This window comes from Romboutsia sp. MSSM.1001216sp_RTP31141st1_G3_RTP31141_220114 (genome assembly GCF_039031195.1).
Lineage (GTDB): Bacteria > Bacillota > Clostridia > Peptostreptococcales > Peptostreptococcaceae > Romboutsia_C > Romboutsia_C hominis.
This window is the reverse complement of the sequence record NZ_JBCIUO010000011.1, coordinates 1-13,902: the sequence shown is the minus strand read 5'-3', so window position 1 is coordinate 13,902 and position 13,902 is coordinate 1. Positions and strand designations below refer to the sequence as shown.

Annotated in this window: 11 protein-coding genes; all 11 read left to right on the top strand. The window is 28.5% G+C overall.

Annotation, left to right across the window (positions count from 1 at the left end; all coding sequences use genetic code 11):
* The first annotated feature begins 21 nt into the window (after positions 1 to 21).
* Complete coding sequence (gene tig / locus ABCP60_RS12675) at positions 22 to 1,308, top strand: trigger factor (RefSeq protein WP_343101839.1); 1,287 nt, start codon at positions 22 to 24, stop codon at positions 1,306 to 1,308.
* A gap of 79 nt (positions 1,309 to 1,387) precedes the next feature.
* Complete coding sequence (gene clpP / locus ABCP60_RS12670; protein WP_092922368.1) at positions 1,388 to 1,978, top strand: ATP-dependent Clp endopeptidase proteolytic subunit ClpP; 591 nt, start codon at positions 1,388 to 1,390, stop codon at positions 1,976 to 1,978.
* A gap of 15 nt (positions 1,979 to 1,993) precedes the next feature.
* Positions 1,994 to 3,241, top strand: coding sequence for an ATP-dependent Clp protease ATP-binding subunit ClpX (clpX, locus tag ABCP60_RS12665; RefSeq protein WP_092922371.1), 1,248 nt, complete (start codon positions 1,994 to 1,996; stop codon positions 3,239 to 3,241).
* 466 nt (positions 3,242 to 3,707) lie between these two features.
* A complete protein-coding gene (gene lon / locus ABCP60_RS12660; RefSeq protein ID WP_166504696.1) occupies positions 3,708 to 6,056 on the top strand; it encodes an endopeptidase La in 2,349 nt (782 codons plus the stop codon).
* Positions 6,056 to 6,667, top strand: a complete 612-nt coding sequence (gene yihA / locus ABCP60_RS12655) for a ribosome biogenesis GTP-binding protein YihA/YsxC (protein WP_166504697.1) — start codon at positions 6,056 to 6,058, stop codon at positions 6,665 to 6,667. The genes lon and yihA overlap by 1 nt, the downstream gene beginning before the upstream one ends.
* A gap of 213 nt (positions 6,668 to 6,880) precedes the next feature.
* Positions 6,881 to 8,236: an amino acid permease gene (locus ABCP60_RS12650; RefSeq protein WP_092922377.1), complete on the top strand. Its 1,356-nt coding sequence runs from the start codon at positions 6,881 to 6,883 to the stop codon at positions 8,234 to 8,236.
* A gap of 258 nt (positions 8,237 to 8,494) precedes the next feature.
* Positions 8,495 to 9,568 carry a PRK06851 family protein gene (locus ABCP60_RS12645; protein WP_343101838.1) on the top strand — a complete coding sequence of 358 codons (1,074 nt, stop codon included), beginning with the start codon at positions 8,495 to 8,497 and terminating at the stop codon, positions 9,566 to 9,568.
* 366 nt (positions 9,569 to 9,934) lie between these two features.
* Positions 9,935 to 11,158, top strand: coding sequence for a GspE/PulE family protein (locus ABCP60_RS12640; RefSeq protein WP_092922383.1), 1,224 nt, complete (start codon positions 9,935 to 9,937; stop codon positions 11,156 to 11,158).
* A 31-nt stretch (positions 11,159 to 11,189) separates the two neighbouring features.
* A complete protein-coding gene (locus ABCP60_RS12635; RefSeq protein ID WP_092922386.1) occupies positions 11,190 to 12,299 on the top strand; it encodes a type II secretion system F family protein in 1,110 nt (369 codons plus the stop codon).
* Between the two features lie 11 nt (positions 12,300 to 12,310).
* Positions 12,311 to 12,697 carry a prepilin-type N-terminal cleavage/methylation domain-containing protein gene (locus ABCP60_RS12630; RefSeq protein WP_195238079.1) on the top strand — a complete coding sequence of 129 codons (387 nt, stop codon included), beginning with the start codon at positions 12,311 to 12,313 and terminating at the stop codon, positions 12,695 to 12,697.
* A 357-nt stretch (positions 12,698 to 13,054) separates the two neighbouring features.
* The coding region (locus ABCP60_RS12625; protein WP_343101837.1) for an SEC-C domain-containing protein at positions 13,055 to 13,902 on the top strand (848 nt) is incomplete at its 3' end.

The window sequence follows — 13,902 nt, the reverse complement described above, 5'->3', positions numbered from 1 at the left end:
ATAACTAGGAGGATTAAGTTAATGAAAGCAGAATTATTAAAAAAAGAAGGTACTAAAGTATCTTTAAAAATAACTGTAGAAAATGATAAATTTGAAGCAGCAGTAACAAAAGCATACAATAAAAATAAAGGAAAGTTCAATATACCAGGATTCAGAAAAGGTAAAGCTCCAAGAGTTGTAATAGAATCTCAATACGGTAAAGGTGTATTCTACAACGATGCTATAGAATTATTATTCCCTGAAGTTTATCCAGAAGCTATAAAAGAATTAGATATAGATCCAATAGATAGACCAGACTTAGATGTAGAAGAAATAAGCAAAGACAACGGATTAGTTATGGTTGTTACTGTTGAGGTTAAACCAGAGTTTGAATTAGGAGCTTACAAAGGTATAGAAATAGCTAAAGTTGATAATAATGTAACTGAAGCAGAAGTTGAAGTAAGCCTACAAGAAATGCAAAACAAGCACGCTAGATTAGTAAGTGCAGAAGATAAAGCATTAGAAAAAGGATTCACAGCTATAATAGACTTCGAAGGATTCGTTGATGGTGTAGCATTTGAAGGTGGAAAAGGTGAAAACTATAGCTTAGTTATAGGATCAAACACTTTCATACCAGGATTTGAAGATCAATTAGTAGGAAAGAAAGCTGGAGAAGAAGTAGAAGTAAACGTTGAGTTCCCAGCAGAATACCATGCTGAAAACTTAGCTGGAAAGCCTGCAGTATTCAAAGTTAAAGTAAATGATGTTAAGGTAAAAGAATTACCAGAATTAGATGATGAATTTGCTAAAGATTCAAGTGAGTTTGATACATTAGTTGAATTAAAATCTGACTTAAGAGCTAAGTTAGAAGAAAACGCAAAAGCTTCAGCTGAAGCTGAAATGAGAAATGCTATAGTTGAAAAAGTTTCTGCAAATACAGAAGTAGAAATACCAGAAGCTATGATACAACATCAAATAGACAATATGTTAATGGAACTTAACATGCAATTACAATACCAAGGATTAAACTTACAACAGTTATTACAAATGACTGGAAGAAGCATAGAAGAGTTAAGAGAAGAAAGAAGAGAAGATGCTGCTAGATTAGTAAAATCTTCATTAGTATTAGAAGCAATAGCTAAAGCTGAAGCTATAGAAGTTTCAGAAGAAGAAATGAACGAAGAATTAGAAAAAATGGCTAAAATGTACAACATGGAATCTGATAAAATAAAAGCATCTTTAAGAGAAACTGATATAGAAGATATAAAAGGTCAAATAAAGATAAGAAAAACTATAGATTTATTAGTTGATAATGCAGTAATAGCTTAATTTTTTACAGTAGCCTTTTAGGCTACTGTAAATTATATATAAACAAAATAAATATAAACATATAGAGGGGGTATGATCTATGGCATTAGTACCTGTAGTTGTTGAACAAACAGGAAGAGGAGAAAGATCTTACGATATATATTCTAGATTACTAAAAGATAGAATAATATTCTTAGGAGACGAAGTAAATGATGCTACAGCAGGTCTTGTAGTGGCACAATTACTTTTCCTAGAAGCAGATGACCCAGATAAAGATATACATTTATATATAAATTCACCAGGTGGAAGTATAACTGCTGGAATGGCAATATATGATACAATGCAATATATCAAACCAGATGTAAGCACTATCTGTATAGGTATGGCAGCGTCTATGGGAGCATTCTTATTAGCAGCAGGAGAAAAAGGAAAGAGATTTGCATTACCAAATAGTGAGATAATGATACATCAACCATTAGGTGGGACTAGAGGGCAAGCAACTGATATAGAAATACACGCAAAAAGAATATTAAAAATGAAAGACACTTTAAATAAAATATTATCTGAAAGAACAGGTCAGCCATTAGAAACTATTCAAATGGATACTGAACGTGATAACTTCATGAGCGCACAAGAAGCTAAGGAATATGGTTTAATAGATGAAGTAATCACACAAAAAGACCGTAGATAGGAAGAGGTGCTTAATATGTCAAAAAATGAAGACAAAAGACAGTTAAAATGTTCATTCTGCGGCAAAAACCAAGAGCAAGTAAGAAGGTTAATTGCAGGTCCAAGTGTTTATATATGTGATGAGTGTGTTGAACTTTGTGATGAAATAATCCAAGAAGAAATAGAAGACACTGTTGAAGAGGATACAACATCTCTACCTAAGCCAAAAGAGATGATGGATATCTTAAATGGTTATGTAATTGGTCAAGAAACAGCTAAAAAAGCTTTATCAGTAGCAGTTTATAATCATTATAAAAGAATATACAGTAAAAAGGCAAGCAATAAAGATGTAGAAATACAAAAGAGTAATATACTTTTACTTGGGCCTACAGGTTCAGGGAAGACATTATTAGCTCAAACACTAGCAAAAACTCTAAATGTTCCTTTTGCAATGGCTGATGCAACATCTTTAACAGAAGCTGGATACGTTGGAGAAGACGTAGAAAACATACTACTAAAGCTTATCCAAGCAGCTGACTTTGATGTAGAAAAGGCTGAGAGAGGAATAATATATATAGATGAGATAGATAAGATAGCTAGAAAATCAGAAAATCCATCTATAACTAGAGATGTTAGTGGAGAAGGTGTTCAACAAGCTCTTTTAAAAATATTAGAAGGAACAACAGCTAACGTTCCACCACAAGGTGGTAGAAAGCATCCACATCAAGAATTCTTAAAAATAGATACAACTAATATATTATTTATATTAGGTGGAGCTTTTGATGGTATTGAAAAAATAATACAAGGCCGTGGTAAAGAAAAAACTCTAGGATTTGGAGCTAAAATTGAAAGTAAAAAAGAAATGGATTTAGGAAAGGTATATGCCCAAGTACTTCCAGAAGATTTACTTAAATTTGGTTTAATACCAGAGTTTATAGGAAGGATTCCTGTTGTTGCAACTCTAGAATTATTAGATGAAAATGCTTTAGTTCAAATATTAAAAGAACCTAAAAATGCTTTAGTAAAACAATACAAAAAGCTTTTAGAAATAGATGACGTTGAACTAGAATTCGAAGATGACGCACTTCGTGCAATAGCTAATAAAGCTATAGAAAGAAACACAGGTGCAAGAGGTCTTAGAAGTATAGTTGAAGGAATCATGATGGAGAGCATGTTTGAAGTTCCATCGAGAGATGACGTTAAAAAAGTTGTAGTTACAAAGGAATGTGTAACTAAAGGAGAACAACCAGTATTTATATTAAAAGATCAAGAAGAAAGTGCATAATAAAAAAGAGGAGCCTTAAAAGCTCCTTTTTAAATGTAAGGATTTTATAACTATAATTAATGGGTATTAATAGATTAATAAACTTTAAAAAGTATAAAATATCATTAATTATATAAAAGAGGATCATTACATATAATAGTCAAAACTTGTTTATTATTAAAATATCATATAAACTATTCATATAAAACCTATTTAAAGTTTATCATAAAAATTATATAAGAGTATATTTATAAATAAATATATATTATTCTAAAATAAAAAATATAAAGTTTATTCATTAGTATATTACATTCAATATTACAACATAATAAAATAAGAGAAAAGTGATAAAAGATTTTACCAAATCAATAAATTTGTTTATACATTCTTTAAGCAAAGTGAATTTTTCTATAAATGTTGAAAATTAGGGATTGTAAATATATAATATATAAAGCAATAAAATCTAGCACTTTAAGGAGTGATATTAGTGGAACAGAATTATACGAAGATAGAACATGAATTACCGCTAATTCCACTGAGGGGATTAGCGATATTCCCATATATGATACTAAACTTTGACATAGGAAGAGAAATATCTTTAAAAGCTTTAGACCAAGCTATGTTAGCTGATGAGTTAGTATTCTTAACTTCTCAGAAAGCAGCAGAAGTTGATGAGCCAACAGAAGATGATTTTTATCATGTAGGAACTATATGTAAAGTTAAACAAATGATAAAACTTCCTGGGGATACAGTACGTGTATTAGTAGAAGGAATTTCAAGAGGTAAAATAAAAGAAGTAAGCAATGAAGAAGGGTATTTTAAAGCAACAATAGAGGAAATAGCATACGATGATGAAAATGCAGAAGAAGATATTGAGGTAGAAGCACTTGTAAGAAATGTGTTTGATGCATTTGAAGAGTACATAAACATAGGAAATAGAGTATCACCAGAAATATTAATATCTCTAGGTGAAATAGAAAATGTAGATCGTTTTATAGACACTATAGCTGCTAATATCTATCTAAAACCAGAACAAAAGCAAGAAGTTTTAGAAGAGTTTGATATTAAGAAAAGATTAGAATTAATATACAAAACTCTTTTAGAAGAGATAGATATACTTAAAATAGAAAAGAAAATAACTCTAAGAGTTAAAAAGCAAATGAATAAGGTTCAAAAGGAATATTACCTAAGAGAACAATTAAAAGCTATACAAAAAGAATTAGGAGAAGAAGAAGACATAAATTCTGAAGCTGACGAGTATAGAGCAAAGCTTAAGAAAATAAAAGCTCCTAAAGAAACAAAAGAAAAGATATCTAAAGAAATAGATAAGTTTTCTAGAATATCACCAATGTCTCCAGATGTATCAGTTTTAAGAGGGTATTTAGATAATATATTCTCATTACCTTGGAACAATGAAACTAGAGACAAGCTTGATATAGAAAAAGCTAAAGAAATATTAGATAATGAACATTATGGATTAGAAAAAGTAAAAGAAAGAATACTTGAGTATTTAGCTATAAGAACATTATCAAAATCACTAAAAGGACCTATCATATGTTTAGTAGGACCTCCAGGTGTTGGTAAAACATCTATAGCAAAATCGATAGCGAACTCATTAGGAAGAAAATTCGTTAGAATATCTTTAGGTGGAGTTAGAGATGAAGCTGAAATAAGAGGTCATAGAAGAACTTATGTAGGAGCTATACCAGGAAGAATAATAAATGGAATAAAAGAAGCCAAAACTAAAAATCCAGTATTCTTACTAGACGAGATAGATAAAATGTCAGCAGATTATAAGGGAGATCCATCTGCTGCAATGTTAGAAGTTTTAGATCCAGAGCAAAACAAAGATTTTGTGGATCACTACATGGAAGTTCCTTTTGATTTATCAAAAATATTATTTGTTACAACTGCAAATAGCTTAGGAACTATTCCAAGACCTTTATTAGATAGAATGGAAATAATAGAGGTATCTGGATATATAGAAGAAGAAAAGCTTAATATAGCTAATAAATATTTATTACCTAAACAAATAAAAGAACATGGTTTAGCACCTGGTTTTGTTAAAATAAATGAAGAAACTATGAGAGAGATAATAGGATCTTATACTAGAGAAGCAGGGGTAAGAAACCTTGAAAGAACTATAGGTAAAATATGCAGAAAAGCAGCTAAAAAATATGTAGAAGATAAATCTTTAGAAGAAATAGTTATAAATAAATCTGACCTAGATGATTACTTAGGTAAGAATAAATATAGACATCAATTAGCAGGAACTAAACCAGAAGTAGGTGTTGTAACAGGTCTTGCATGGACGTCTGTTGGAGGAGAAACTCTAACTGTAGAAGTAAATGTTGTAAAAGGTAAAGGCCAAATAGTATTAACTGGTAAACTAGGTGATGTAATGAAAGAATCAGCTAGAACAGGTATATCTTATATAAGATCAATTGCTGACAAATTTGATATAGATCCTGATTTTTACCAAAATAAAGATATACACATACATTTACCAGAAGGTGCAGTACCTAAAGATGGTCCATCAGCAGGTATAACAATGGCTTTAGCTGTTTTATCAGCATTAACAAATATACCAGTAAGAAATGATGTTGCTATGACAGGAGAAATAACTCTTAGAGGAAGAGTTTTAGCTGTAGGTGGAGTTAGAGAAAAACTATTGGCTGCACATAGATCTGGAATAACAAAGGTATTACTTCCAAAAGAGTGTGAAGCTGATTTAGATGAAATACCTGAAAATGTAAAAGAAAAAATGGAATTTGTACTTGTAGACCATATGGACCAAGTATTAGAGCAGGCATTAGTAAGGAATGGTGAAAAGTAATGAAAATTAGAAGTGCAGAAATAACAATGAGTGCAGTAAACAGAGCTCAATACCCAGACGAAGGTATACCAGAAATAGCTTTAGTTGGTAGATCTAACGTTGGAAAATCATCAACAGTAAATACATTATTAAATAGAAGAAATTTTGCTAGAACAAGTCAGACGCCTGGTAAAACTAGAACAATAAACTTCTATCTTATAAACCAAGAATTTTTCTTTGTTGACCTTCCAGGTTACGGATATGCAAAGGTTGCAAAATCTGAAAAAGAAAAATGGGGAACTATAATGGAAAGATATCTAGCTGATAGAGAAGAATTATGTGCAATATTCTTATTAGTAGATATAAGACATGAACCTACAAGTGATGACGTTATGATGTATGAATGGATAAAGCACTTTGGATATAAATGTGTAGTAATAGCTACTAAAGCAGATAAAATAGCTAAAGGTAAATACCAAAAGCATTTTAGTATGATAAGAAAGAAATTACAATTAGATAAAGATGAAAAGATACTTCCTATATCTTCTCTTAAGAAAACTGGAGTAGAAGAAATATGGAAAGAAATAATAAGCCAATACAATGAAGCTGGTTATGAAATAACTGTTGACTAGTATGAAATAGACTATCTCAAAACTGAGATAGTCTATTTTTTTATATTATTTATAGAAAAATAATTTATAAATTTATATTAATTAAAGTAAATATTTTAAAATTAAAAAAATTTAAAAAATTAAAACTAAAATATCAATTTATATTGATATTTATTAAATTAAATAGTAAAATATGTAAAATAACACGAAATAGAGCAACTTGGGGGTGAAACAATGAGTAACAATAATCAAAAAGGATTAAGAAAGACATTAGGCTTAAGTGCAGCACTTTCTACGGTAGTAGGAATGCTAATAGGTTCGGGAGTATTCTTTAAACCACAAGCCATATATGAATCTACAAATGGAGGAGCAGGTCTAGGACTTTTAGCATGGTTAATAGGGGGACTTATAACTATAGCTGCTGGGCTTACAGCAGCTGAAATATCTTCTAGTATAGTAAAACCAGGTGGATTAATAGTTTATTTAGAAGAAATTTACGGTGAAAAAGTAGGATTTTTAACAGGATGGATGCAATCTATACTATTTATACCTGCAATAACAGCAGCGCTAGGAATTATATTTGCACAAGAAGCAGTGAGCTTATTGAGTTTACAAAGTGACATATATGTAATTTTAATTGCAATAGGAGTAATAGTGCTTATAGCTTTATTAAATTCTCTAGGTGCCAAATTTGGAGGAGGAATACAAACTGTATCTACAATATGTAAGTTAATACCTTTAGCACTTATAGTTATATTTGGATTTATAAAAGGAGAACCATCAACAGATATAATGACACCTCTGGTAGGTGAAAATACGAATATGGTTAGCGCCATATCTCAAGTACTTATAGCAACTTTATTTGCATACGATGGATGGATATATGTGGGAGCATTAGCAGGTGAGATGAAAGATCCAGCTAAGCATTTACCTAAAGCTATAGTAGGCGGAATTTCTTTAGTAATGGGAGTATACATAATTATAAATGTAGCATACTTATGTGTTGTTCCAGCATCAGAGATGGCAGCAGTAAGTGCACCAGCTACACTTGTAGCAAGTAAATTATTTGGAGAATCAGGAGCTAAGGTGATAAGTGTAGGTATATTAATATCGGTATTTGGAACATTAAATGGTTTCTTGATGACCGGAGGAAGAATACCTTATATAATGGGATGTGACGGGAGAATACCTTTTTCAAAAACTTTTGCTAAGTTAAATAATAATGGTGTTCCATTAAATGGAATGTGGTTAATAGCTGGGTTAGCAATAATATATTCTTTATCAGGTCAGTTCAATTTCCTATCTGATTTAGCAATATTTACAATATGGATATTCTACACAATGTTATTTGTAGGAGTTATAAAACTTAGAAAAGATAAGCCAAATATGAAGAGATCATATAAAGTACCGTTATATCCAGTAATACCTATAATAGCAATAATAGGAGGAGTATTTATTGTTGTTAGTACATTTATCACTCAAACACAAAATGCTATATTAGGACTTATAATAACATTAGCTGGCTTGCCAATTTATAATATAATTAAAAATAAGAAGATAAAACAAGAAATACAAAATAATGTAGCGTAGTATAAGGAGCCGTCTCAAAATTGAGACGGTTCTATTTTTATTTAAGATTATTTAGTTAGATATAGCTATATTACAAAATTATTAAATAGATATTATAAGTAAATAAGAATATAACTATAAAAAGCATTCATTGAATTTTAATATTAAAAAATGTATTAAAATAATTAGTTATAGACAAAATAATTTTTAAGATAGTAACAAAATAAAATGCAAATTAATATTTTATAAAGTAGAAGAAAAATATGAGGGGGCTAAATCATGGCAGGTAGAGTTAGGAAGTTATTCCCAGGTGGAAATACGGCAAATGGATCATTTAATTTTTTTGATAATATAATACCTCAAAATGTTAATAGAATCTTTTGCTTAAAAGGTGGACCAGGAGTTGGAAAATCATCATTTATGAAAAAAATAGCAAAAGAATTTATTGAAAAAGGGTATGATGTAGAGCTACACTACTGTCCATCAGATCCAAGCTCTTTAGATGGGGTTGTGATACTTAAATTAGGAGTAGTTCTGCTAGATGCAACTGCACCGCATATTGTAGACCCAAAAGACCCTGGTGCTATAGATGAAATATTAAATTTTGGTAAATATTGGGATGTAGGAAAATTAGAAAAAAATAAAGATACTATTGTAGAATGTGGAAAAGATATAAGCAACTCATTTAAAAGAGCATATAAGTATTTAAAAGCTGCTGAGCCAATTTATTATGATATAGAAGAAAAGTATAGAGATTGCATGGACTTTGGTCAAGTAAATCTAAAAATAGAGCATTTTATACACGATATATTTAAAGATTCTAGTAGTACTGGTATTTATAAATCACCAAGACATTTATTTGGAACAGCTATAACACCAGTCGGACATTTAGATTATGCAGATAGTATATTAAGTCAAGTTAATAAGGTATATCACTTGAAAGGTAATATAGGAACAGGTAAAACTACGTTTTTACGAAATATATGTGATAAAGCCATTCAAAAGGGAATGAATGTGGAAATTTTTCATTATCCACTTATTAAGGATAAGATTGAAACTGTAATAATAAAAGATTTAGATATAGGTATAACCGTAAGTAGTTTATTTGAAGGTAAGAATACTATAAATTTAAATGCTTACCTAGATGAAGAAAAATTAGAAAAATATATAGAAGAAATTAAGTTTGATAAAAAAGTATTTGATGAGCTATTAAATTATGCTATATCAAACTTAAAAAAGGCTAAGGCAAAGCATGATATTATAGAAGCATACTATGTGCCTAATATGAACTTTGATAAAATGGAAGAGTTAAAAGAAGAGATAATAAATAGAATTTTGAAGTATGAAGAATAATAAAAAAAGAGAAAGGCACAACGTGTCTTTCTCTTTTTTTATTAGAATTAAACTACATATTATTTAATATACTTAGAACTCTAAAGAGTTATTAAAAATATGGATGATATTATTAGAAATTAAATAACATAAAAATTAATTTATAGGGAGTATAGTTGTATGAAAGACAAATATATGTTGATAATATTAACTAGTATATATTAATAAGTAGCATGATGGCGATACTAATTAGAGAGTATCAAATTGGAAAAATTAATTATCAAGGTAAATTTGAGTATATAGGAGGTAAATAAAATAAACCTAAATAAAATTGAGAGTATATCTTTAAAAAATAAAATAATTAGAAACAAATACAAAGTGTTTAATATGAAACATAAACACATACAAAATGATGTAAAAGAAGAAGTTCTAAAAAGACCAGAAGAAGAATTGTACATAGGAAATAATATAAATTTAAATGAAACTTATGCAAGAGACATTTTTAAAAGTATATTAGACAAAGCTATAATAAAAAATGCTAGTGATATACACATAGAACCATTTAAAGAGCATATAATAGTTAGGTTAAGGATAGATGGATTCTTAGTAGAAGATATAAAAATAGAATATGAAGTATATCAACAACTATTAGTAGTAATAAAATTAGATACATTTATGAATATAACTGAAAAAAGATTACCTCAAGATGGTAGACTTGCCATTGAGGTAAAAGGTCAAGTGATTGATATTAGAGCATCAACTCTACCAACTGTTTATGGTGAAAAAATTGTTTTAAGAATATTAAATAGAAAGTCATTTCTAAAAAGAAAAGAAGAACTTGGATTTTCTAATAAAGCTATAGATAAGATAGAAAGTATTATAAATAAAAAGTCAGGGATATTATTAGTAACAGGATCAACAGGAAGTGGAAAAACTACAACAGTATACTCTATAATAAATGATTTAAAATGCACAAGTAAAAACATAGTGACTATAGAGGATCCTGTAGAGTACAAAATAGAAGGAGTAAACCAGATACAAGTAAATAATAAAGTAGGCTTGAGTTTTGAAAATGGATTAAGGTCTATATTAAGACAAGACCCAGATATAATTATAGTTGGAGAAATAAGAGATATAGAAACAGCAAAAATAGCAATAAAAGCAGCTACTACAGGCCATTTAGTGATAAGTACTATACATACTAAAGATGCAGTATCTGCCATATCTAGATTATTAGATATGGAAATACCACAATATTTGATAAGTGCATCTCTAATAGGAATTATATCTCAAAAGCTCATAAGAAAAGTATGTACCACTTGTATTATGCAGAAGGAAGTAAATGAATTAAACCAAACTAATGAGAAACATACAAATAGGGAGTGCGAAGAATGTAATGGATTGGGCTATAAAGGAAGAACTGCTATTTATGAAATACTAGAAATAGATAATGATATAAGAAAAGATATACAAAATATGCAAGATTATAACACCATAAAAGATACTGCAATAAAAAATGGCATGATAACATTTGAAGAAAGTGCAAAAGATTTAATCGATAATAATATAACTACTGAAGAAGAATACATAAGTTTAGAAATAGGTATTTAAAATTATAATTTATACAATAAACGAGGATAAAATGGATTCTAATATATATGAGGATTTTACTGAAAGTAAAGTAGTAAATAATAAAAATAAAAAGTTAAAAGAGAAATCATACAAATTAAAAGATAGAGAATTAAAAGATTTATGCAATGAAATGGGTATATTATTAGATTCAGGATGTCATATAATAAATGCATTTGAATTAATAAGAAATCAATCAAGCCCAAAGATAAGAAGAGTCATAAATAAAATAATACAAGATATACAAAAAGGTAATTCTATAAGTCAATCATTTCAAAATACAAATTCATTTTCAATGTTTTTTATAAGTACTATAAGAGCAGGTGAAGTTACTGGAAAGTTAGAATATGCTATGAATAATCTAGCTAAGTATTATGACAATCAATATAAGTCCAAGTCTAGGATAAAAAATATGTTGATATACCCAGCATTTGTTTGTATATCATTTTTAATCTCTGTAATAGTTGCAATAACTATGATAATACCAAATTTTGAATCTATTTTCATAGTAAATGATATAGATATTCCAGTATTAACAAAGGTACTTATAAATTTAGGAAAATTCTTCAGAAATAACTTTAGTACAATAATATTTGGTTTATTATCAATAGTATCTGGGATATTTTATTTATATAAATATACTTACACATTTAAAGCTATACTATATATAGTAGCATTAAGATTGCCAATAATAAGAGGTATAATAGAATTATTAGTGGCTAGTAGATTTTGTTCAACACTAAGGCTATTAATAGAAAGTGGTATACAGATAACTGAGGCAGTAGAAATATCTGCAAGAGTTATTGATAATAAATATATTTATAAAAAAATTTTAATTTCAATAGATCATATCAACAAAGGGAATAGTATTTCATATTCAATAAGCTTATCAAATATATTTCCAAAATCGCTCATAAGTATAATAAAAATAGGAGAAGAAAGTGGGCGATTAGATAGATGTTTAAAATCTAGCGAAGATCTATATACAAGCAAACTAAGTACAAAAATAGAGAAAGTAATCAAATCTATAGAACCTACAATAATAGTCATAATAGGTATTTTTGTGGGGGTATTTGCTATAGCAATGATAACTCCTATGTTTGATTTATCAAGTTCATTTTAAGAGGTGAAATTATGATTAATAAAAAAAGCAAAAAGAAGCAAGGATTCACACTAGTAGAAATGGTTATAGTTATAACTATTTTAGGAATATTATCTGGGATAGGATTTCTGAAGTTTGGAGAAGTTCAGCAGACGGCAAAAATTAATGCCGATAAGGTAGCAGCATCAGGTTTAGTTACGGCTACAAATTTAGCCATACAAAGTGGAGAAATTGAAATAAATAAAATAAATAATGATACAGACATTATCCAAGAGTTAGTAACAAAAGGATTTATTACAGTAGCTCCAAGACCACAGAGCAAAGATAAAGAATCTAGTTTTAAGGTTGAAATATCTGAGAAGGGAGACGTATCAGTTTTAATTGATAAAGAACCTTTTTATCCAGAAAAAGAATCTTAAAAAATAGAATACAAAATAAAAAATAAGAACTATCTATAAATTTAGATAGTTTTTTTGTATATTAGGATAGATTTTGAAAAGAAAAACATATTTTAAGAAAGGATAGTGTATATATACAAAGTCTTATAAGATATTTAATAGTATTAAGTATAAAAATGACAAAATAAATATGAAGGAATATTTAAAAAATCTGTAGAAACACTATATATATCCAAAGGTCAATTTTATATACCAAAACTTAACAGTATACATAAATTTAATAAAATAATATGATATTTATAGAATCATTTAATAAAAAATGGTATAATAATAAATTGTACTTTAATCTAATATAAAAATGAAGGAGTGACAGTCACATTGTTAGGGAGAAATGAGTTATGCCCTTGTGGAAGTGGCAAAAAATATAAAAAATGCTGTTTAAATAAAGATGTTGTTATGGAGAGAGCTGAGAGAAAAGTTAGTTCTACACAAAAACAATATTCACAATTATATACAAGAATACAGGAATTTGCTAAACAAGATAAATTTAAAGAAGAATGTGAAAAAGCTAAGGAAATGTTCTATATAGTTGAGGATGAAGCAACTAATGAAAAATTTGAAAGATTCTTCAACACTTATTTTATCCAAGACCACATAATGGAAAATAAGAAAGTAATGACAGTTGAATTTTATGAAGAAAATAGAGATAACTTAACAACTCAAGATGTTGAAGTGTTAAGAAGTTTATTTGAATCTTATGTAAGCGTATATGAAGTTACAGAAATATTAGAAGGTAAAATAGTATTAAAAGACTGTTTAACTGAGAGAGAAATTTCAACAGAAGACATCAACTTATTAAAAGACTTTAAAGTTGGAAGCTGTATGATAGCTAGAATAGTTGAAATAGAAGGAACTAGTATATTAATAGATGTAACTATAAGTATATCTAGTGCAGTTAAAGACGTAATATGTAATGATGTTAGATATCTATTCAATCAATATGAAGATTTATATAAAGATATGAAGACATTCTTAATCCATCATACACACATATTATATAAGTATATGCAACAATTACTTGATCCAAGTATAGCAGAATATTTAAAAGAACAAAAAGAATCAAAAATGAAAAAAGTACAAGAAGAAGTAGCTTTAACTTCTGAAGAAGGACAAGAAGATGATTGTAAAGTATGTTCTGTCCTTAGACAAAATGTTGAAGCTGAGCA